Here is a 21,983-nt window from a genome sequence, read left to right on the forward strand (position 1 = left end):
GACGTTATGCGCAAGCTGACCTATTTCGTGGCATCGACGATCGACGGATTCATCGCCGCCGAGGACGGGACCCTGGACTTCTTCCCGGTGGGCGGCGACCACGGGCCCGCGATCATCTCGCAGTATCCCGAGACCCTGCCGACCAAGGTGCGCGAGGCACGCGGCATCGCGGCGGGCAATGTCTACTTCGACACCGTGATCATGGGCCGCAAGACCCATGACTTCGGGGTGCGCACCGGCACCGCCAGCCCCTACGAGCACCTGCGCCAGTTCGTGGTGTCCACGACGCTGCCCGAGCCGCCGGCGCCCGGGGTCGAGCTGATCACCGCCGACCCGATCGCCGCCGTGCGCGAGCTCAAACGGGAGTCGGGGCTGGGAATCTGGCTGTGCGGCGGCGGTGAGCTGGCGCAGACGCTGCTGCCCGAGATCGACCAGGTGTTCCTCAAGCTGCATCCGGTGGTGCTCGGCACCGGCCGTCCGCTGTTCGGCGGTGGCGCGAAACTGCCCGAGCCGGAACGCTTCCGGGTGATCACCAGTCGCGTGTACGCCGACGGTGTCGCCTTCCTCAAGTACGGCCGGATCGGGTAGCGCCGATGACGGCGGCGGGTCCGGGTCCGGTGGCGGCGCTGCGCGAGATCGGTTTCTGGCTCGAGCGATCGCGCGCCGAGACCCATCGGGTGAAGGCGTATCGCCGTGCCGCCGACGTCGTCGACGAACTCTCGGAGTCCGAGCGGGCGACCCGCGCGAGCGAGCACAGCTGGCGGGACCTGCCCGGCATCGGCCCCAAGACCGCCGCCGTCATCGAACAGGCCTGCGCCGGTGCGGTTCCCGACTACCTGGCCGAGCTGCGCGGGGCCGCCCGCCCCATCGCCCCGGCCGGTGATCCGCTGCGCACCCTGCTGCGCGGTGACCTGCACACCCATTCGGACTGGTCCGACGGCGGTAGCCCGATCGCGGAGATGATGGGCGTGGCCGCCGCGCTCGGCCACGAATACTGTGCGTTGACCGATCACTCGCCGCGGCTCAAGGTCGCCAACGGTCTGTCCGCCGACCGTCTGCTGCGCCAGCTCGACGTGATCGCCGGCCTCCAGGAGCAGCTGGCGCCGTTTCGCATCCTCACCGGCATCGAGGTCGACATCCTCGACGACGGCACCCTCGACCAGCGCGCCGAGCTGTTGGAACGCCTCGATATCGTTGTCGCCAGCGTGCATTCACATCTGCGCGACGACAGCGCCACTATGACAAAGCGCATGGTCTACGCCGTGGCGAACCCGAATGTCGACGTCCTCGGCCACTGCACCGGCCGGCTCGTCGAAGGCGGTCGCGGCACCCGCCCCGAGTCCAGCTTCGACGCCGAACTCGTCTTCGAGGCCTGCCGCAAGTACGGCACCGCCGTCGAGATCAACAGCCGCCCCGAACGCCGTGACCCGCCCGGGCGGTTGATCGACCTCGCCGTCGAGATGGGCTGCCATTTCAGTATCGACACCGACGCCCACGCCCCCGGCCAGTTGGCGTGGCAGGGGTACGGGTGCGAGCGCGCGCTGGCCCACGGCGTCCCCGCCGAGCGGGTGATCAACACCTGGGCGGTCGACGAGCTGCTGAGCTGGTGCGCGACGACCACCGGATGAAGACTCGCCGAACAACCGGCGCCGGACGCCGCGGTGGCGGATCGACCTGATAGACAGTCGGTTACAGGAATCCGGGGTGTGGGGGAGGGGAGCCGATGGGCGAGTTCCCGATCGAAATCGTGCTGTCGGCACTCGGTCTGTTCGTGGCGACGGCCGCGTTCCTGCGGGAGTTCGTCTTCGTCGGTCGCAAGCGCCTCGGCTACCGCGTGCAGATGAACACCCCGGCCAGCCGGGTCCAGCTCGCCGACCCCCACGGCGGGGCCACCGGGGGCAACTCGGCGGCGGAGCCGGTGTCGGTGGTGCTGATCCGCATCGAGAACTACGGCTCCACGGTGATCGAGGCCGACGACTACGCCGGGGAGAGCCCGCGACTGCTGTTCCCGCACCACACGATCCGGGCGCTCGAGGTCACCGAGCGGGTCACCCGGACCGGGCAGTCGGTCACCGCGCTCAGCGACGCCCTGCGCGAGCTGGCCTCCAGCGTGGGCGCCGACAATGCCGCGCGGATCGTGCTGCCGAGCGAACGGCTCGAGCGCGGTGAGCACTACAAGGTGCTGGCGGTGCTGGCGGGTCCGACGCCCGATCCGCAGGACATCAACGCGGCGAAGGTGGTGACCAAGGCGGGCGGCCTCAAGGGCGGCCGGTTCGTCGAGACCACCAGCCGCTCCGGCCGCGAGCCCGCGCTGCTCGGCCTGAGCGTGTTCCTCGCCCTGGTGGTGATGGTGCAGTTGCTGGCCACCGTGCTGCGCGGTGATCCGCCGCCGCGCGACTGCGCCGCGGGTGAGTTGCGCGTCGTCGGTTCCACCGCGATGGCCCCGATGATCCGCAAGGCCGCGCACAACTACGAGAAGACCTGCACCGGAGCGCGATTCAGCTTCGATTTCGCTGGGACCGAACCCGGTCTGCGCACGATCACCAAGGCGGGTCCGACCCCGGACCTGCTCGCGATCGGCGACGGCGCCAAGGGCACCTCGTTCGAGGCGCTCACCGAGCTACCGCTGGCACGTGGGTCGTTCTCGTTGGTCGTGCACCCGGGCGTCGGCCTGAAAGACCTCTCGACCCAGCAGATCCGGGACCTGTACCGGGGAAACATCAAGAACTGGAGCCAGATCGGCGGTCCCGATCTGCCGGTGGTCCTGATCGACCGGACCGCGGGCTCGGGCACTCGTCGGGCACTGGAATCGCGGCTGCTCGAGGACAACCGCAAGGTGTTCCGCTACACCAGCTGCATCGGCATGGCCGCGGGCGGCGAGCAGTGCGAGGTCGACGTCACCGACGAAGTGGCTACGTTTGTTGCCAAAATCCCTGGCGCGGTGGGATATCTGGAGACCTCGGCGGTCGGGGCGGAGACCAGGGCGGTCGCGATCGACGGGGTGAGCCCGACGCCCGAGACCATCCGGTCCGGTGCCTACCGGTTCACGGGCGTGGAGTACGCCTACACGCACGGTCCGATCGCCGGTGATTCGCTGGTCGCGCAGTTCTTGGACTATCTGACGCGGGGTAAGGCCAGGCTCACCATGACCGAGTTCGGCAACATCCCGTGCGTCGACCCGGTCGAACCGAAATTCTGTACGCCGTAGACCGCCTCTGACGGCGTAATCTCCTGTCTCGTTGGGCATTCGCCGACACGATTTGCCAGCAACCCGCTGGTTTACTCCCCGGTAGCGGGGTACGTTCCACTACGGCCCCTCTGTTCAGCCGGGCACCCGCGTGGTGTGCTCCCCGTCTGGCCAGGCCAACCATGCCCCATGGACGGCGGTGAAGCTCTCGTCTCCACCCCCGCCGAGGCGGCCATCTCTTGTTCGCGCAAGTGTTGCGAGGTTGTGTCCCTGGAAGGAAGGTCATGAGTGCAGATACGTCGGCAATGTCGCCGACCGGGCTCTCCACGTCCGATCTCTATTCGATCGAGCACAACGGCGGCCCACTGCGGATCGCGATGGTGGTTCCACCGTATTTCGACGTCCCCCCGAAGGCCTACGGCGGCGTCGAGGCCGTAGTCGCCGATCTGGTCGACTCGCTGTGTGAGCGCGGCCATCACGTCACCCTGTTCGGCGCGGGCGAGCCGGGTACCAAGGCGGATTTCGTCCCGCTGTGGGACCGGATCGTCCCGGAACGACTCGGTGATCCGTTCCCCGAGGTGGTGCACGCGCTCCGCGTGCGCCGCGCGATCGAGCGTCTGGCCGAGACCCAAGGCATCGACCTGGTGCACGATCACACCTTCGCCGGCCCGCTCAACGCCCCGGCGTACGCCAATCTGGGCCTGCCGACGGTGGTCACCGTGCACGGGCCGGTGCAGGACGACTGCTACCGCTACTACCGCGAATTGGGCGAGGAATGCTCGCTCGTCGCGATCAGCGACCGGCAGCGCGAACTCGCGCCCGAACTGCCGTGGGCGGGCCGGGTGCACAACGCGCTGCGGCCGGACCAGTGGCCGTTCGTGACCGAGAAGCAGGACTACGCGCTGTTCCTCGGCCGCTTCACCATGGACAAGGGCCCGCATCTGGCACTCGACGCCGCGCACGCGGCGGGCATCCCGCTCATCCTGGCGGGCAAGTGTTCCGAGCCGCCGGAGAAGGCCTATTTCGAGGAATACGTGCGACCGCGGCTGACCGACGCCGATCATGTGTTCGGCCTCGCCGACGCGGCGGCCAAGCGTAAACTGTTGTCCGGAGCACGGTGTCTGCTGTTCCCCATTCGCTGGGAGGAGCCGTTCGGCATGGTGATGATCGAGTCGATGGTCTGCGGAACGCCGGTGGTCGCGTTGCGCGGTGGTGCCGTGGCCGAGGTCGTGGTCGACGGTGTCACCGGGCGCATCTGCGAGGAACCGAACGAACTGCCCGCCGCCATCGCCGAGGTCGCGACGTTCGATCCGGCAGCCTGCCGGGCGCACGTGGAAGCGAATTTCGGCGCCGACACCCTCGGTGGCGGCTATGAGCAGGTGTACCGGCAACTGCTGGCCCGCACCACGATCGGCTACGGCAACGCCTTCACGATGCCGATACCGGTCGGGGCGGCGGTGAGTGGGCGCGGATGAGCCTGAACAACGCGTCGTCGCCGAGCCCGCTCAACGCGGGGGAACCCGCGGGGCTCGGCGGCAACGGCGGCAACGTCACCCTGGTCGAAGGCGGCACCTTCTGCCTGTCCGATCGGCTCGGTGACATCGAGCCCGGCAAGCCGCAGGGTCTGTTCTTCCGTGACGCGCGGGTGATCTCGCGCTGGGAGCTGATGATCGACGGTAAGCGGCCGGAGCCGCTGTCGGTCCTCAGCCCGGAGGCCTTCGCAGGGCGGTTCGTGCTGCGCAGGCCGCCGCAGCAAGGTCGTGCCGACAGCACCCTGCTGGTCGTGCGCGACCGGCTCGTCGCCGAGGGCATGCACGAGCTGATCACCCTGGAGAACATGAGCCGCGAGGCCACGGCGGTGGTGCTCGAACTGCACGTCGACGCCGATTTCGTCGACCTGTTCTCGGTGAAGGAAGGCCGGATGGGCGGGCGCCGCGCGGAGATGACGACCTCCGACGGCGAACTGCTGCTGCACGACCGGGCCGACCTGTCGCGCGGGCTCGCGCTCACCTCGACGGTCGAGCCGATGGTGCTGCCCGGCACCATGATCTGGCGCGTCGTCGTGCCCGCGGGTGGCCGCTGGCAGACCGAGATCACCGCGCAACCGGCGGGTGCCGCGCAGCGCCCGCAGACCCAGGGCACCCCCGGTGAGCGCTACCGGGCCAGCGAACCGGTACGCAAGATCCAGGCCTGGCGGGCCACCGCCACCGACATCAGCGCCGATTCCGGGTTGCTCAACCAGATCCTGCGCCGCACCGAGAGCGACCTGGGCGCGTTGCAGATCCACACCGATTCCGGCACGGGCAGACCGTTCGTCGCCGCGGGCGCGCCCTGGTTCATGACGCTGTTCGGCCGGGACTCGCTGCTCACGGCATGGATGTCGCTGCCGCTGGAGACCGACCTGGCCCTGGGCACGCTGCAGCAGCTGGCCGAATTGCAGGGCCAGACGGTCGATCCGCTGGTGGAGGAGGAACCGGGCCGGATCATGCACGAGATGCGGCGCGGCCCCTCGGTTGGTCAGGTGCTCGGCGGGCAGATCTACTACGGCACCGTCGACGCCACACCGCTGTTCGTGATGCTGCTGGCCGAGTGCCTGCGCTGGGGCGCCGACCCGGCCTCGATCGCGACCCTGCTGCCCGCGGCCGATGCCGCGATCGGCTGGATCACCGATTTCGGCGACCGCGACGACGACGGGTTCGTCGAGTACGTGCGCGCCACCGATCGCGGGCTGATCAACCAGGGCTGGAAGGACAGCTTCGACGGGATCAACGACGCCGCGGGGCATATCGCGCAGGCCCCGATCGCGCTGTGCGAGGTGCAGGGGTACGTGTACGCGGCGTATCTGGCCCGGGCGGAGCTGGCCGATCAGTTCGACGATCCCGCGATGGCGACGCGGATGCGCGAGCGGGCCGCCGAGCTACGAACCAAGTTCGCCGAGCAGTTCTGGCTACCTCAGTGTGGTTGGTACGCGGTGGCCCTGGACGGCAGCAAGCGGCAGGTCGACGCGCTCACCAGCAACGCGGCCCACTGCCTGTGGTCGGGGATCGCCACTGACGAACACGCCGAGAGCCTGATCGCGAATCTGGCCAAGGCCGAGATGGATTCGGGGTTCGGTCTCCGCACGCTGGCCTCGACCATGGGCGCCTACAACCCGATGAGTTATCACTGCGGTTCGGTGTGGCCGCACGACACGGCGATCGCGGTCGCCGGGTTGATGCGGTACCAGCACGTGCCGGGCGCGGTGGCATTGGCGACGAAGCTGTCGGCCGGATTGCTCGACGCCGCTGCCGCGTTCGACGGCAGGCTGCCCGAGTTGTTCTGCGGTTTCCCGCGTGCCCGCTTCGCGTCGCCGGTGCCCTATCCCACCTCGTGTTCGCCGCAGGCGTGGGCCAGTGCCGCGCCGCTGCTGCTGGTGCGCTCGTTCCTCGGGCTCGACCCCGATGTGCCCGCCAAGACCCTGACCGTGCGGCCGCAGGTGCCGCAGGCGTGGGGGTGTGTGCGGCTCTCGGAGTTCCGGCTCGGTGACGTCACCGTCGATGTCGAGGTCTGCGGGTCGGCGGTGACCGTGACCGGCTTGCCCGAAGGATGGGCGCTGATCACCGACGAGCAGTCCTAGGACGGCACAGGGGCCGGACCCGTGGTGGATCCGGCCCCTGCTCAGGACTCAGCCGCGGACGGGAAACCGTTCGTCCAGAGCGAGATTGAGCTCGACGACATTCACCCGGGGCTCGCCGAGGAACCCGAGCGTGCGCCCGGCGGTGTGCGCCGCGACCAGATCACGCACCTGATCGCCGGTGAGGCCGCGCGCCTTCGCCACCCGCTCGACCTGGATGGCCGCGTACGCGGGGGAGATGTGCGGGTCCAGGCCGCTGCCGCTCGCGGTGACCGCGTCGGCGGGGACCGCCGCTTCGGCCGGGGCGTCGCCGAGGACCGGGATGATCCGGCCGACCGAGTAGTCCTCGCCTTCCTGCGCGCATTCCACGGTGACGCCGCGGAACGTGGCCAGGAACGGCCGCGCCGGGCAGAGCTCGTTGACGCTGACGACCTGCACCGGTCGCGACACATCGCCGTCGGCATCGCGCGGACCGATCACCGAGAGCACCGCGCCGACACCGTCTTTCGTGCAGAACTGGCGGGCGCCGTCGACCCCCTCACGGTCGCCGACCTCCTTCGATCGGGTGCACACGGTGGTGAGCAGGCTGGTGCGGGCGGCGGTGTCGACGATGTCCTCGGGACCCAGATTGCTCGCGGCGGTGGCCAGCGGGTCGTAGCCGTCTCCCGCGGCCGACGGGCGGCTCTGGAAGTACTGCACCATGGCCTTGCCGTCGGCGTCGGTGAACGACTGCCCGATCAGGCTGGAGCCCACCAGCTTTCCGTCCCGCTCGATCAGTGAGCCGTCGGCATTGTCGTGGAGTCCCGGCAGTTGCGCGACCGCGAAAACCGCGACGGGGTACACGATTCCGGTGATCGCGGTCAGCACGAGCAGGGCGCGCAGGGCGGCCAGGTGCTGGCGGATCCAGGTTGACATACGCATTTCAGGACATCCCGGGGAGGAGTTGGACGAGCAGGTCGATGATCTTGATGCCGAGGAACGGCGCGATGATGCCGCCCAGGCCGTAGATCGTCAGGTTGCGGCTCAACAGGGTCGAGGCATCGCTCGGCCGGTAGTCGACACCGCGCAGCGCCAGCGGGATGAGCGCCACGATGATGATCGCGTTGAAGATGACCGCGGACAGGATCGCCGACTGCGGGCTGGCCAGGCGCATGATGTTCAGCGCGTCCAGGCCGGGGAACAGTGCCACGAACAACGCGGGAATGATCGCGAAGTACTTGGCGATGTCATTGGCGATGGAGAACGTGGTGAGCGCGCCGCGGGTGATCAGCAGCTGCTTGCCGATCTCCACGATCTCGATCAGTTTGGTCGGGTCCGAATCCAGATCGACCATGTTGCCCGCCTCTTTGGCGGCCGAGGTGCCGGTGTTCATCGCCACGCCCACGTCGGCCTGGGCCAGCGCGGGAGCGTCGTTGGTGCCGTCGCCGGTCATCGCGACCAGGCGGCCGCCGTCCTGCTCCTTCTTGATCAGGGCGAGCTTGTCCTCCGGCGTCGCTTCGGCGAGGAAGTCGTCCACCCCCGCTTCGTCGGCGATCGCCTTCGCGGTGAGCGGGTTGTCGCCGGTGATCATCACCGTGCGAATGCCCATGCGGCGCATCTCGTCGAAGCGTTCCCGCATGCCCTGCTTGACGACGTCCTTGAGATGGATGACCCCGAGCAGCCGCGGGGTGCCGTCCTTGACCTCACCGACCACCAGCGGCGTGCCGCCCGAGGCCGAGATGCCGTCGACGATCGCCGTGGCGTCGCTGGGGACCGAACCACCCTGGGCCCGAACCCATTCGATCACCGCACCCGCTGCCCCCTTGCGCAGCTGGTGCCCATCGGCGAGGTCGACACCCGACATGCGGGTCTGCGCGGTGAACTCCACCCAGGTGGCACCGGGCAGCTCGCCCGCGGAACGTTCCCGCTTGTCGAACGTCTGCTTGGCGAACACGACGATCGACCGCCCCTCCGGCGTCTCGTCGGCCAGGCTCGACAGCTGGGCGGCGTCGGCGAGTTCGTCGTCGAGAATGCCCGGCATCGGGACGAATGCGGCCGCCTGCCGGTTGCCGAGGGTGATGGTGCCGGTCTTGTCGAGCAGCAGCGTGTTCACATCGCCCGCCGCTTCGACCGCGCGACCCGACATGGCCAGCACATTGCGCTGCACGAGGCGGTCCATCCCGGCGATGCCGATGGCCGAGAGCAGCGCGCCGATGGTGGTCGGGATGAGGCAGACCAGCAACGAGACCATCACGATGCCGGTGATGCCGTGCGCGTCCAGCGCCGAAGTATCCGGCACGCCGGGGTTGTTCGACTTGGCGAAGATCGCCAGCGGCTGCAGCGTGGTGACCGCGAAGACGAAGATGATCGTGAGCGCGGCCAGCAGGATGTTGAGCGCGATCTCGTTCGGGGTCTTCTGGCGGCTGGCGCCTTCGACGAGCGCGATCATCTTGTCGATGAAGCTGGCGCCGGGCTCCTGGGTGATCCGCACGACGATCCGGTCCGAGAGCACCGTGGTGCCGCCGGTGACGGCCGACCGGTCACCGCCGGATTCGCGGATGACCGGGGCGGATTCGCCGGTGATGGCCGATTCGTCGACCGAGGCGATGCCTTCGACGACGTCACCGTCACCGGGGATGACCTGACCGGCCTCGACCACGACGACGTCACCGCGGCGCAGTTCGGTCGCGGCGACCCGTTCCTCGATGATGCGGCCACCGGGGGTCCAGTCGGCCAGCCTGCGCGCGACGGTGTCGGTCTTGGCCTTGCGCAGCGTGTCGGCCTGGGCCTTGCCGCGGCCCTCCGCGACGGCCTCGGCCAGGTTGGCGAAGACCACGGTGAGCCACAGCCACACCGCGATCGCCCAGGCGAAGAAGCTCGGATCGGCGATCGCCAGGATGGTCGACCACGCCGCGCCGATCTCGACGATCAGCATGACGGGGTTCTTCCACAGCGTGCGCGGATCGAGTTTGCGCAGTGCGTCCGGCAGGGAAGTGAGCAGCAGCTTCGGATCCAGGACGCCCTTCTGTACGCCCTTGGTCCGGTGTTCGGGCCGCGGCGCGGCCGGTGTTTCGAGGGTAGGACTTGTCATCTCAGTGAATTCCTTCGGCGAGCGGCCCGAGCGCGAGGGCGGGCAGGAAGGTGAGCGCGACCAGGATCACCGTCACACCGACGACCATGCCGACGAACTGCGGCCGGTGCGTCGGCAGCGTGCCGATCGACGCGGGAGTGGTGCCCTGCTGGGCCAGCGAACCGGCCAGCGCCAGGACGAAGATGATCGGCAGGAACCGCCCGAACACCATGGCCAGGCCGAGCGCGGTGTTGAACCACTCGGTGTTGCCGGTGAGTCCGGCGAAGGCGGAACCGTTGTTGTTGGCCGCGGAGGTGAAGGCGTAGAGCACTTCCGAGAGGCCGTGCGGGCCGCTGTTGAGCATGCCGGCCCGCTGGCCGGGCAGTGCCATCGCGATCGCGGTGCCGATCAGCACGATCAGCGGACTCACCAGGAAATAGGAAGCGGCCAGCTTGATCTCGCGCGGCGTGATCTTCTTGCCGAGGTACTCCGGCGTGCGGCCGACCATCAGGCCCGCCACGAACACCGTGATCACGGCGAGGATCAGCATGCCGTAGAGACCGGAGCCGACACCGCCGGGCGCGACCTCGCCCAGTTGCATGTTGAACATCGTCATCAGGCCGCCGAGGCTGGTGTAGGAATCGTGGAACGAGTTCACCGCGCCGGTCGAGGTGAGGGTGGTCGCGCCGGCGAAGGTCGCCGAATTCGCCACGCCGAAACGGGTTTCCACGCCCTCCATGGACGCGCCGATCGCGGTCGGCACCGTGCCGTGGTGCTGGAGCTGGAACAGGTTGGTCAGCGTGATGCTGGTGAGCGCGATGGTGCCCATCACCGCGACGATCGCGTAGCCCTGCTTGGTGCTGCCGACCATCCGGCCGAATGTGCGCGGCAGCGAGAACGCGATCACCATCAGCAGGAAGATCTCCAGGAAATTCGTCCAGGTGCTCGCGTTCTCGAACGGATGCGCCGCGTTGGCGTTGTAGAAGCCGCCGCCGTTGGTGCCGAGTTCCTTGATGACTTCCTGGCTCGCGACCGGGCCGCCGGTCAGCGTCTGCTCGGCGCCGCCGAGGGTCTGGGCGACCTGATCGTGCACGTGGAAGTTCTGGATGACACCGCCGGCGATCAGCACGATCGCGAAGACGAACGCGATCGGCAGCAGGATCCGCAGGGTGCCGCGTACCAGGTCGACCCAGAAGTTGCCGAGCTCACCGGTGTGGCGGCGGGCGAAGCCGCGCACCAGCGCGATCGCCACCGCCATGCCGACGGCCGCGGAGACGAAGTTCTGCACCGCCAGCCCGGCCATCTGCACGAGGTGGCCCTGGGTCGACTCGCCGGAGTAGTTCTGCCAGTTCGTGTTGGTGACGAAGCTGACGGCGGTGTTCCAGGCCAGCGCCGGGGTCATCGCGGTGCCGGGGTCGTTCAGATGCAGCGGCAGCGCGCCCTGCACCAGCTGGAAGAAGAACAGGAACAGGATGCTCACCGCCGAGAATGCCAGCACACTGCGGGCATAGACCGGCCAGGTCTGCTCGACCTCGGGTTTCGCGCCGATGGCACGGTAGATCAGCCGCTCGGCGCGGGAGTGCTTGTCGCTGCTGTAGACCCGGTACATGTAGTCGCCGAGCGGCACATGCACCAGGGCCAGCGTGATGACCAGGGCCGCCACGAAGGCGATCCCCGCTGTTGTCGTGTTCACCTAGAACCTCTCGGGAAAGAGCAGCGCCGCGACCATGTACACGGCGACGAGGACGGCCAGAACCAGACCGACAAGGTTCGCGATCACAGCTTCTCCACCCCCCGCTGGACCACGCCCAGCAGCGCGAAGATCGCCACGGTGAGCACCGTGAACACCACGACAGACATTTCCAACCTCCTTGCGCTCCGAGGTGAAGCGCCTAGGTGAGTGAAACGCCGGATCAGGGCTCGGCGTGGTTTCCTTACGACTCCTTAGCGCCGGGCGGCACGGCCTTTGCGGAATGTTGACGCGTCGCCCGGGGAAGGGTGTGAGGATGCCGTCAAGGCAGGGTCGATAGCCGTCAACACACCGTAAAGATCGAGATCAGGCCGTACTCGCGCGACTACAAAGGGTGTGCACCGGCGGGCGAAGGGCACCGTCGGCCCCTGTGTTCACGGAAAGAGAGATCGCGGTGTCTGTTGTGACCCTTGCGGTGATCTTCGGTTTCGTCGCATCGCTGCTGCTGATCCGGGTGCTCGGCCGGCTCAACACCTCACACGCGCCGATGGTGACCGTCGGTGTGTTGCCGGTGCGCCCGCAGGCCCCGGCGCGTCGACCCGCGATGATGGACAGGTGAAACGCGGACAGCTGCGCATCTACCTCGGTGCGGCGCCGGGCGTCGGCAAGACCTACGCCATGCTCGGCGAGGCGCATCGGCGGCTGGAACGCGGCCGCGATGTGGTCGCGGCCGTCGTGGAGACGCACGGCCGGAAGAAGACCGCCGAACTGCTCGATGGCATCGAGCGGATTCCGGCGAAACTGATCGAGTACCGGGGGACGCAGCTGCCCGAGCTCGACGTCGACGCCGTGCTGGCTCGCCGGCCCGCGGTGGTGCTCGTCGACGAGTTGGCGCACACGAACGCGCCGGGCAGCGTGCACGAGAAGCGCTGGCAGGATGTGGAGCAGTTGCTCGACGCGGGCATCGATGTCATCTCGACGGTCAATGTGCAGCACCTCGAGAGTCTCAACGACGTGGTCCAGCAGATCACCGGTATCGAGCAGCGCGAGACGGTGCCCGATGCCGTCGTCCGCACCGCGGACCAGGTAGAGCTCGTCGACCTGACGCCGGAGGCGTTGCGGCGCAGGCTTTCCCACGGCAATGTGTACGCCGCCGACAAGGTCGACGCGGCGCTGCGCAACTACTTCCGCCCCGGCAACCTGACCGCGTTGCGCGAACTCGCGCTGCTGTGGCTGGCCGACCAGGTGGACGCGGCGCTGGCCAAGTACCGGGCCGACCACAAGATCACCGAGCTGTGGGAGGCGCGCGAGCGCGTGGTCGTCGCGGTGACCGGCGGTCCCGAATCGGAGACCGTGGTGCGCCGGGCCGGCCGGATCGCGTCCAAGTCCAGCGCCGACCTGGTGGTGGTGCACGTGGTGCGCGGGGACGGGCTGGCCGGTGTGTCGACCGAGCGGATGGCCAAACTGCGTGAACTCGCCGCGGGTCTGGGCGCCTCGCTGCACACCGTGACCGGCGACGATGTGCCCACCGCGCTGCTCGAGTTCGCGCGCGAGGTGAACGCCACTCAGCTGGTGCTCGGCACCTCACGACGCTCGCGCTGGGCACGCATGCTCGACGAGGGCATCGGCTCCACCGTGGTGCAGCGCTCGGGCAAGATCGATGTCCACATGGTGACCCACGAGGAAGCCAATCGCGGCCTGCGCAGGCACTGGCTGCGCCCGCGGCGCCCGGTCAGCGCGTGGCTGGCCGCGGTCGTGGTGCCGGTGCTGGTGAGCCTGATCTGTGGGGTGCTCCTCGACGGCTGGTTACAGCTGGGCGGGCTCAGCGCCGTGTTCTTCGTCGGTGTCGTCGCGGTGGCGCTGTTCGGCGGCGTGGTACCCGCCGGACTCTCGGCCCTGCTCTCCGGGCTGCTGCTGAACTGGTATTTCACCGACCCGCGCTACAGCTTCACCATCGCCGAGCCGGACAACTTCGTGACCGTGGTGGTGCTGCTCATCGTCGCGGTCGCGGTCGCGGCCCTGGTGGATGTGGCCGCGAAGCGGACGCTGCAGGCGCGCAAGGCTTCCCGCGAGGCCGAACTGCTGACGATGTTCGCCGGGTCCGTGCTGCACGGCGCCGACCTGCCCAATCTGCTCGAACAGGTCCGCGAGACCTACGGCCAGCGCGCGGTGAGCCTGCGATCCGGGGACCATGTCGTCGCCTCGGTGGGCACCGAGCCGCCGACCCGGCCGTCGCACGCCGATACCGTCATCGAGGCGGGGGACGCGCAGAGCCATCTGCTGCTGGCGGGCCGCCGGATCAATTCCACGGAGCGGCCGGTGCTCAACGCCGTTGCCAATCAGGCGGTCGGGCTGGTGCGCCAGGCCGCGCTGGCCGAGGAGGCCAGCGCCGCGGCGGCGCTGCTCGAGGCCGACCGGTTGCGCCGGGCCCTGCTGTCGGCGGTCAGCCACGACCTGCGGACCCCGCTGGCCGGGGCGAAGGCGGCCGTGTCCAGTCTGCGCAGCGACGATATCGAGTTCTCGGCCGAGGACACCGGTGAGCTGCTCGAGGCGATCGAGGAATCGGTCGACCAGCTGACCGCGCTGGTCGGCAACCTGCTCGACTCCTCGCGGCTGGCCGTCGGCGTCGTCACCCCGCAGCTGCGGCGGGTGTACATGGACGAGGCGGTCCATCGCGCGCTGGTCAGCGTCGGGATGGGAACCCGTGGACTGCGCCGCGCGGCGATGGATCGGGTGAAGGTGGAGGTCGGTGAGGTCTCCGTGCTCGCCGACAGCGGTCTGCTCGAACGGGTGCTGGCCAACCTGATCGACAACGCGCTGCGGCACTCCGGCCGCGAGACGCCGGTCCGGGTGACCGCCGAACACGACGGGGACCGGGTGTCGATCGCGGTCGTCGACGTCGGCCCCGGTGTGCCGGCGGGGACCGAGGAGCAGTTGTTCGAACCGTTCCAGCGGCTCGGCGATCGGGACAACACCACCGGAGTGGGTCTCGGACTGTCGGTGGTCCGCGGTTTCGTGGAGGCGATGGGCGGCAACGTCCACGCCGAACCGACCCCCGGCGGCGGCTTGACCATGCTGGTCGACCTGCCGTCCGGGGTCGGCGCCGCGCCGGTCCCGGACGATGACAGCGCGGCCGATCCCGACGAGACTGACCGATGACCGCATCGGCGGTCGCCACAGATCAGGCCGGGCCGCCCGGCCACAATCCAGGAACGGTGATGACGGACAAGAACCAGGCTCCGGCCGCCACCAAGGTGCTGGTGGTCGACGATGAGCCGCAGATCGTGCGGGCCCTGCGGATCAACCTGTCGGTGCGCGGATACGAGGTCATCACCGCGGGCAACGGTGCCGCCGCGTTGCGCGCCGCCGCGGAACGGCAGCCCGACGTCGTGATCCTGGACCTGGGCCTGCCCGATATGGACGGCATCGAGGTGCTCGCCGGGTTGCGCGGCTGGACCTCGGCGCCGGTGCTGGTGCTCTCGGCGCGCACCGATTCCGCCGACAAGGTCGAAGCGCTCGACGCGGGCGCCGACGACTACGTCACCAAGCCGTTCGGCATGGACGAACTGCTGGCCCGGCTGCGCGCCGCGGTCCGGCGCGGGGCCACCGAGGTCGACACCGTCGATCCGGTGGTGGTCACCGACTCGTTCACCGTCGACCTGGTCGCCAAGAAGGTCACCAAGCGGGGCGCGCCGGTGCACCTGACGCCCACCGAGTGGGGCATGCTCGAGATGCTGGTGCGCAATCGCGGAAAACTGGTGGGGCGCAAGGAACTCCTGCGCGAGGTGTGGGGACCCGCCTACGCCACCGAGACCCACTACCTGCGGGTCTATCTCGCGCAGCTGCGCCGCAAACTCGAGGACGACCCGGCCAACCCCCGGCACCTGCTGACCGAGGCCGGCATGGGGTACCGCTTCCAGGAGTGACGCGTGCCCCGGGTCACGCGCCGGAATGCCGCCGCACGCGCAGGCGTTCCCAGGCGTGCATCGTCCCCGACGCGAATGGCAGGATCAAGGCATGGCTGAGCAGCAGAACGCACCTGTGACCACCGCACCGACCGAGCTGTGGGTCGAGCGCACCGGAACCAGGGCCTACACCGGACGCAGCAATCGGGGCGCGGAGGTCCTGATCGCCTCGCAGGGCGTCGAAGGCGCGTTCACCCCGGGCGAGCTGCTGAAGATCGCGCTGGCCGCCTGCACCGGTCTCAGCTCGGACCTGCCGCTCTCGCGCCGCCTCGGTGACGACTTCGACGCCACCATCCGCGTCTCCGGCGACGCCGACCGCGAGAACGAGCTGTACCCGCAGCTCGACGAGGTCCTGGAACTGGACCTGTCCGAGCTGGACGAGGCCGCGCGCGAGCGACTACTGGTCACCGTGCAGCGGGCCGTCGACAAGGTGTGCACCGTGGGCCGCACGCTCAAGGCGGGCACGAAGGTGACGTTGAACTTCGCCGTCGACGCATGAGCGGGCCGGCCCGGCGGCGGCAGCGCCGTGTCCCCACGCAGCGACCCCGATCACGCGCATCGGACGCGGCATGAGCGAGGCGCCGCAGCGGCTCAGCGCCTGGGTGCACGGGATGGTGCAGGGGGTGGGTTTCCGCTGGTGGACCCGCTCGCGCGCACTGGAACTCGGGCTCACCGGGTATGCCCGCAATCACCGCGACGGACGGGTGCACGTGGTCGCCGAAGGATCGCGATCGGCAGGCGCGACGCTGCTCGAGCTGCTACGGTCCGGCGATGCACCTGGCCGGGTCGACCTGGTTGTGGAAAGCTGGGAGCCCGCGCGGGGCGACATGACGGGATTCGAGGAGCGCTAGTGGTGACTTCGGGGGCTAGGGGGCGGCAGCGGTGAGCACACAGAACCCTGGTCCGCCCGATCAACCGCCCGCGGGTGGCTCCGGGCCCTCGCCCCACCAGCCGCCGGATCCCGGCGCGGGCTGGCCGCCGATGCCGCAGCAGCCGCCCGGACCGTCCGCCGATGCGCCGCGGCCCGGCCGGATGGCCAGGCAGGAACCCGGCCTCACCCAGCCCCGCCCGCCCACCGTCGGTGAGGCGCGCGCCCGGGACAAGGCGCGCAAGCAGGCCGAACAGGCCCAGCGTGCCGCCGCCGAGGCGGCGGAAGCCAAGCGGCGCACCAGGAAACGGGTGATGATCGGCGGCGTCGCCGTCGTCGGTGTCGCCGCGCTGGTCGGCGGTGGCTATCTGGCCTACCGGGCGATCGCGGCACCGGATCAGGTGACCGCCTCGTGCGTGCAGATCGATCAGAACGGCAACGAGATCGTCGTCCCCGACGACAACTGCGGCGACGGCAAGACCAACTTCCGCAGCGACACCAGCCACGGTGGCGCGGGCAGCCTGATCCTGCTCGGCTGGCCGCAGTACCGCTACCACTACGGCGGCACCTCCACCATCGGCAAGCCGCCCAGCGGCGGCAGCTCGGTGAAGCCGCGCAACGCCACCGTCACCACCAAGAGCGGCACCACGATCCAGCGTGGCGGGCTCGGCAGCAAGTCCACCGGCGGGAGCGGGTCCTAGTGCGGCGGGTGGCGAGTACGCCGCGTCCGGGCTGGCAGCAGATCATCGAGAGTCAAGGGCTGGTCTACGGCGCGCCCGGCCGCGATGCCAGCGGTCAGCCGCGTCCGTACTGGGACGAGTCGGTGCACTACGAGTTCTCGATGGACGAGATCCTCGCGCTGGAAGCCGATGTGGAGCTGTTGCAGTCGATGTGCCTGCACGCGGCCGAACACGTGGTCCTCACCGAGCGCTACGCCGATTTCGGGCTGCCCGAATGGAGCTGGGGGCCGATCGCCGAATCCTGGCGGCGCAGTGACCCCTACGTCTACGGACGCTTCGACCTGCGCTACGACGCGCGGCGACCGGCCAAGCTGCTCGAGTACAACGCCGATACCCCCACCTCGCTGCTCGAGGCCGCGATCATCCAGTGGCACTGGCTGCAGCAGGTGTACCCCGGTGGCGACCAGTGGAATTCGCTGCACGAGAAGCTGGTGGAGCGCTGGACCGCACTGCGCGGCGTGCTGCCGGGCACCGAGCTGCACTTCACCTGGTCGGGCGCCGACGCGACCGGCGAGGACAACGTGACCACCGCCTACATGCAGGAGACCGCCGCCGAGGCGGGCTTCGACACGGTCGCGCTGCCGATCGAGGAGGTCGGCTTCGACACCGAGCTGAACCGCTTCGTCGATCTGGCCGAGGCGCCGATCGAGGCGGTCTTCAAGCTGTACCCGTGGGAGTGGATCCTCGACGACGACTTCGGCAAGCGCGTGGTCGAGAGCCTGCCCGCCACCGCCTGGGTCGAGCCGCTGTGGACCACGCTGCTCAGCAACAAGGCATTGCTGGCCGTGCTCTGGGAGATGTATCCCGGACACCCGAACCTGTTGCCCGCCTACCTCGACAGCCCGCACGAGCTCACCGAGTACATCCGCAAACCCAAGCTCGGTCGCGAGGGCGCCAACATGACCATCGTCGGTCCCGGCATGGAGACCGCGACCGGCGGCGTCTACGGCGCCGAGGGCTTCGTCTACCAATTGCTCGATCCGCTCCCGGAATTCGACGGCATGCGCCCGGTGCTGGGCGCCTGGGTCGTCGGCGACACGGCGGCGGGTCTGGGCATCCGGGAGACGGCGGGCCTGATCACCGACGATGGCGCCGCCTTCGTCCCGCACCGCATCGTCGACTGACCCGTGACCACACAACACTGTTCGAAAGGACCACGATGACCGCCCTCGCCCTGGAATCGGGTTATTGGAGCGCGCTCGGTGAAGGCGTCGGCGCCATCATCCTGTACTGCCTCATCGGTCTCGCGCTGATGCTGATCGGCTTCTTCGCCATCGACCTGACCACGCCCGGCAAGCTGCGCGACCTGGTCGTGGCCGGCAAGCCGAACGCGCTGATCGTGTCCGCGGCGGGGATGGTCAGCATGGCCTTCATCGTCGTGTTCGCGGTGCTGGCCACCGGCGGGGTCAACAAGCTCTCCGAAGGGCTGATCGCCGCGGTCGTCTACGGCCTGGTCGGCATCATCGCGCAGGTGATCTCGGTGCGCGTGATCGAGAAGGTCACCGGCATCGACATCGGCCGTACCCTGCACGCCGACACCTACACCCCCGAGGTGCTGGTGGTCGCGGCCGCGCACTTCGCCCTGGGTCTGGTGGTGGCGTTCGCCATCCTGTGACCGTCGCCGCGGTTGACATCACACAGTGGAGGGTGGAGGCTGGGAACAGCTGTCCACTGTGGTTGGTGAACGAGAGGATGTCGGCATGGACATCACCCCAAGCACACGCGCGTCCGACGCCGAGCGCAACGCCATCGTCGCGCAGCTGAGCACCCATCTCGCCGACGGCAGGCTCGATCTCACCGAATACGACCAGCGCGTCGCCAAGGTCTACGCGACCGCCACGCGCGACGAACTCGCCGTCGTGCTGTCCGATCTGCCGCCGCTGACCGCGCAGCAGCAGGCCGCCGCGCCTGCCGCGCAGAAGGGTCCGCGAATCCCGGTCTGGCAGCGCATCGAGGCGGGCAGCTGGCTCGGCGTCAGCCTGATCGTGGTGGTCATCTGGGGTCTGATCTCGTTGAGCGCGGGCGAGCTCACCTACTTCTGGCCGATGTGGGTCATCGGCCCCTGGGGCGCGGTGCTGGTCTTCCGTGTCCTCACCGGCTGGGAAGCGTCCCCGGGCACCCAGACCCACCTGCGCCAGCTGCAGAAGCAGATGAAGCACGTCCAGCACATGGACCCGCACAACCCGGATCGCCCGCACTGACGCGGAGCGGCCGGTAGCGGCGGGTAAGCTCACGCGAGCACATGGGTAACTCGTCGGGCACGGGCTACCGCAACCCGATACCCGACCGCCAGCCGCGTGCGCCGTCCCTCTCGCGCTCGAGTCTGGCCTGAATCGCGGAGAGGCGGGCCAGCCTTGCATCTCAAGAGCTTGACGTTGAAGGGGTTCAAGTCCTTCGCGTCCGCGACCACGCTGCGCTTCGAACCGGGCATCACCTGCGTCGTCGGGCCGAACGGGTCCGGTAAGTCCAATGTCGTGGACGCCCTCACCTGGGTGATGGGTGAGCAGGGTGCCAAGGCGTTGCGGGGCGGCAAGATGCAGGACGTCATCTTCGCCGGGACCACCGGTCGCGCCGCGCTCGGGCGCGCCGAGGTGACGCTGACGATCGACAACTCCGACGGGGCGCTGCCGATCGACTACGCCGAGGTCTCGATCACCCGGCGGATGTTCCGCGACGGCGCGGGGGAGTACGAGATCAACGGCAGCAGCTGCCGGCTGATGGACGTGCAGGAACTGCTGTCGGACTCCGGTATCGGCCGCGAGATGCACGTCATCGTGGGCCAGGGCCAGCTCTCGGCGATCCTGGAGTCCCGCCCCGAGGACCGCCGCGCGTTCGTCGAAGAGGCCGCGGGCGTGCTCAAGCACCGGCGCCGCAAGGAGAAGGCGGTTCGCAAGCTCGACGCGATGCAGGCCAATCTCGCCCGCCTCACCGACCTCACCACCGAACTGCGCCGCCAGCTCAAGCCCCTCGGCAGGCAGGCCGAGGTGGCCCGGCGCGCGCAGACCGTGCAGGCCGACCTGCGCGATGCCCGGTTGCGGCTGGCCGCCGACGATCTGGTGACCCGGCGGGGCGAGCTGGAATCTCAGCTCAGCAAGGAGGCCTACGCCCGCGAGCAGCAGATCACCGTGCAGTCCGAGCTCGACGCCGCCAATGCCGCGCTCGCGCAGCAGGAGTTCCAGCTCTCGCGCCTGAGTCCCAGCGCCGAGGCCGCCGCGCAGACCTGGTTCCAACTGTCCGCGCTGGCCGAGCGGGTCAACGCCACCATCCGCATCGCCGGTGACCGGGCCAGGCACCTGCACACCGAGACGCCCGTCGGCACCGGCCGCGATCCCGACCAGCTCGAGGCCGAGGCCGACCGGATCGAGGCCGAGGAAGCCGAGCTGCGCTACGCGGTCGAGATGGCCACCGAAACGCTCGAGGCCGCCCGCGAGGCGCTCGCCGATCGCGAGTACGCGGCCAAGGCCGCCGAGCAGGCGCATCTGGCCGCCGTGCGCGCGATCGCCGACCGGCGCGAGGGGCTGGCCCGGCTCTCCGGCCAGGTCGAGAACCTGCGCACGAAGTCGCAATCGGTCGACGCCGAGATCGCCCGGCTGTCGGTCGCCATCGCCGACGCCCGCCATCGTGGCGAGGCCGCCCAGGTCGAATACGACTCGGTGCAGGACGAACTCGGCGAACTGGACGCCGGTGAGAAGGGCCTCGACGCCCAGCACGAGCACGCCGTCGCCGCCCTGGCGCTGGCCGACGAACGCGTGCGGGAACTGCGAGAACAGGACCGCGAGGCGAGCAAGCTGGTCGCCCGGCTCGGCGCCCGCATCGAAGCGCTCGGCATGAACCTGGCCCGCAAGGACGGCGCGGCCTGGCTGCTCGAACACGGGGTCGGCGGCCTCGGTGACCGGCTCTCGGCGCAGCTGCGGGTCGATAGCGGTTTCGAAGCCGCGGTCGCCGCGCTGCTGGGCCCGCTCGCCGACGCGATCACCGCCGAGACCCCCACCGCGGCCGACGCCGCCGTGCGCGAACTGCGCTCCGGCGACGGCGGCCGGGTCGCCTTCGTCTTCGCCACCGCCGGGCTGGTGCCCTCCGAACGCGGCAGCCTGCCGACGGGGGCGCGCTGGCTCGCCGAGGTCGTCGACGGCGCCGAGCCGGTGCGGCCCGCGCTGGCGGCGCTCACCGCGGGCGTGGTGGTCGTCGACGATCTGGCGACCGCCACCGAACTCGTCGCGCTGCGCCCGGAACTGCGGGTGGTCACCCGCGACGGCGATCTGGCCGGCGCGGGCTGGATCGTCGGCGGTTCGGAGCGGATGCCGAGCCAGCTCGAGGTCCAGGCCGAGATCGACACCGCCACCGCCGAATTGGCGGCCGCGCAGCGCCGGGCGGAGGAACTGGAAGCCGCACTGGCCGGGGCGCTGGCCGAGCAGACCGACCGCAAGGACGCCGCCGATCACGCGCTGATGGCGCTGCACGAATCCGATCAGGCGCTGCTGGCGATCTACGACCGGCTGGCCCGCGTCGGCCAGACCGCGCGCTCGGCGCAGACCGAGGGGGAGCGGCTGGCGACCCAGCGCGCCGACGCCGAGGCCGCGCGGGAGAAGTCGCTGGCCTCCCTCGCCGAGCTCGAGGACCGCCTGCGCCACGCCGAGATGGAACACGACGGCGGCGACGACAGCTACGGCGCCGCGGGCACCGAGGCCGCGGGCCGGGAACGCGAAGAGGCCGCGGCCGCGCTCGCCGAAGCACGCACCATGGAGGTCGAGGCCAGGTTGGCGGTGCGCACCGCCGAGGAACGCGCGGAATCGGTACGCGGCAAGGCGGATTCGCTGCGCCGGGCCGCCCGCGCCGAACGCGAGGCCAGGGCGCGCGCCGAACGCGCGCAG

20 protein-coding genes are annotated in these 21,983 nt (G+C 69.7%); 15 read left to right on the forward strand and 5 right to left on the reverse strand.

What is annotated here, in order from left to right; all coding sequences use genetic code 11:
* Nucleotides 1-6: 6 nt before the first annotated feature.
* From ATM97_RS18410 to ATM97_RS18430, 5 genes are all read left to right on the forward strand, one after another.
* Nucleotides 7-588: a dihydrofolate reductase family protein gene (locus ATM97_RS18410; RefSeq protein WP_218719262.1), complete on the forward strand. Its 582-nt coding sequence runs from the start codon at nucleotides 7-9 to the stop codon at nucleotides 586-588.
* Nucleotides 589-593: 5 nt separating this feature from the next.
* Complete coding sequence (locus ATM97_RS18415) at nucleotides 594-1,628, forward strand: PHP domain-containing protein (RefSeq protein WP_218719263.1); 1,035 nt, start codon at nucleotides 594-596, stop codon at nucleotides 1,626-1,628.
* 95 nt (nucleotides 1,629-1,723) lie between these two features.
* The gene (locus ATM97_RS18420) at nucleotides 1,724-3,208 is read left to right on the forward strand and encodes a PstS family phosphate ABC transporter substrate-binding protein (protein WP_218719264.1); all 1,485 of its coding nucleotides are present in this window, start codon (nucleotides 1,724-1,726) and stop codon (nucleotides 3,206-3,208) included.
* Between the two features lie 284 nt (nucleotides 3,209-3,492).
* On the forward strand, nucleotides 3,493-4,662 hold the full coding sequence (locus ATM97_RS18425) for a glycosyltransferase family 4 protein (protein WP_218719287.1): 1,170 nt from the start codon (nucleotides 3,493-3,495) through the stop codon (nucleotides 4,660-4,662).
* Nucleotides 4,659-6,803, forward strand: a complete 2,145-nt coding sequence (locus ATM97_RS18430) for a glycogen debranching N-terminal domain-containing protein (protein WP_218719265.1) — start codon at nucleotides 4,659-4,661, stop codon at nucleotides 6,801-6,803. Before ATM97_RS18425 ends, ATM97_RS18430 begins: the two co-directional genes overlap by 4 nt.
* 48 nt (nucleotides 6,804-6,851) lie before the next feature.
* Here ATM97_RS18430 and ATM97_RS18435 read toward each other — a convergent pair whose 3' ends face one another.
* From ATM97_RS18435 to ATM97_RS18455, 5 genes are read right to left on the reverse strand one after another with little or no spacing between them, the layout of a single operon-like run.
* Nucleotides 6,852-7,721 carry a potassium-transporting ATPase subunit C gene (locus ATM97_RS18435; RefSeq protein ID WP_218719266.1) on the reverse strand — a complete coding sequence of 290 codons (870 nt, stop codon included), beginning with the start codon at nucleotides 7,719-7,721 and terminating at the stop codon, nucleotides 6,852-6,854.
* A gap of 1 nt (nucleotide 7,722) precedes the next feature.
* Nucleotides 7,723-9,870: a potassium-transporting ATPase subunit KdpB gene (gene kdpB / locus ATM97_RS18440; RefSeq protein WP_218719267.1), complete on the reverse strand. Its 2,148-nt coding sequence runs from the start codon at nucleotides 9,868-9,870 to the stop codon at nucleotides 7,723-7,725.
* A 1-nt stretch (nucleotide 9,871) separates the two neighbouring features.
* A complete protein-coding gene (gene kdpA / locus ATM97_RS18445; protein ID WP_218719268.1) occupies nucleotides 9,872-11,542 on the reverse strand; it encodes a potassium-transporting ATPase subunit KdpA in 1,671 nt (556 codons plus the stop codon).
* A complete protein-coding gene (locus ATM97_RS35035) occupies nucleotides 11,543-11,629 on the reverse strand; it encodes a potassium-transporting ATPase subunit F (RefSeq protein ID WP_218719288.1) in 87 nt (28 codons plus the stop codon).
* A complete protein-coding gene (locus ATM97_RS18455; RefSeq protein ID WP_218719289.1) occupies nucleotides 11,626-11,709 on the reverse strand; it encodes a potassium-transporting ATPase in 84 nt (27 codons plus the stop codon). The genes ATM97_RS35035 and ATM97_RS18455 overlap by 4 nt, the downstream gene beginning before the upstream one ends.
* Before the next feature lie 284 nt (nucleotides 11,710-11,993).
* On the opposite strand from ATM97_RS18455, the gene ATM97_RS18460 reads away from it, so the two are divergent.
* From ATM97_RS18460 to smc, 10 genes are all read left to right on the forward strand, one after another.
* Nucleotides 11,994-12,158, forward strand: coding sequence for a hypothetical protein (locus ATM97_RS18460; RefSeq protein WP_218719269.1), 165 nt, complete (start codon nucleotides 11,994-11,996; stop codon nucleotides 12,156-12,158).
* On the forward strand, nucleotides 12,155-14,698 hold the full coding sequence (locus tag ATM97_RS18465; protein WP_218719270.1) for a sensor histidine kinase KdpD: 2,544 nt from the start codon (nucleotides 12,155-12,157) through the stop codon (nucleotides 14,696-14,698). The genes ATM97_RS18460 and ATM97_RS18465 overlap by 4 nt, the downstream gene beginning before the upstream one ends.
* A 59-nt stretch (nucleotides 14,699-14,757) precedes the next feature.
* Nucleotides 14,758-15,465 (forward strand): response regulator, encoded by a 708-nt coding sequence (locus ATM97_RS18470; RefSeq protein WP_218719271.1) that lies wholly within the window; start codon nucleotides 14,758-14,760, stop codon nucleotides 15,463-15,465.
* Between the two features lie 91 nt (nucleotides 15,466-15,556).
* Nucleotides 15,557-16,003 (forward strand): OsmC family protein, encoded by a 447-nt coding sequence (locus ATM97_RS18475; protein WP_218719272.1) that lies wholly within the window; start codon nucleotides 15,557-15,559, stop codon nucleotides 16,001-16,003.
* A 70-nt stretch (nucleotides 16,004-16,073) separates the two neighbouring features.
* Nucleotides 16,074-16,355 carry an acylphosphatase gene (locus ATM97_RS18480; RefSeq protein WP_218719273.1) on the forward strand — a complete coding sequence of 94 codons (282 nt, stop codon included), beginning with the start codon at nucleotides 16,074-16,076 and terminating at the stop codon, nucleotides 16,353-16,355.
* 181 nt (nucleotides 16,356-16,536) lie between these two features.
* Nucleotides 16,537-17,073, forward strand: a complete 537-nt coding sequence (locus ATM97_RS18485) for a hypothetical protein (RefSeq protein WP_218719290.1) — start codon at nucleotides 16,537-16,539, stop codon at nucleotides 17,071-17,073.
* Nucleotides 17,073-18,236: a glutathionylspermidine synthase family protein gene (locus ATM97_RS18490; protein ID WP_218719274.1), complete on the forward strand. Its 1,164-nt coding sequence runs from the start codon at nucleotides 17,073-17,075 to the stop codon at nucleotides 18,234-18,236. The genes ATM97_RS18485 and ATM97_RS18490 overlap by 1 nt, the downstream gene beginning before the upstream one ends.
* A 35-nt stretch (nucleotides 18,237-18,271) precedes the next feature.
* Entirely contained in the window at nucleotides 18,272-18,727 is a 456-nt protein-coding gene (locus ATM97_RS18495; protein WP_218719275.1) for a DUF350 domain-containing protein, read from the forward strand.
* A gap of 85 nt (nucleotides 18,728-18,812) precedes the next feature.
* A complete protein-coding gene (locus ATM97_RS18500; protein ID WP_218719276.1) occupies nucleotides 18,813-19,313 on the forward strand; it encodes a DUF1707 domain-containing protein in 501 nt (166 codons plus the stop codon).
* A gap of 153 nt (nucleotides 19,314-19,466) precedes the next feature.
* On the forward strand, nucleotides 19,467-21,983 hold a 2,517-nt coding region (smc, locus tag ATM97_RS18505), incomplete at its 3' end, for a chromosome segregation protein SMC (RefSeq protein WP_218719277.1).

Source organism: Nocardia sp. MH4 (assembly GCF_019266065.1).
Classification (GTDB): Bacteria; Actinomycetota; Actinomycetes; order Mycobacteriales; family Mycobacteriaceae; genus Nocardia; species Nocardia canadensis.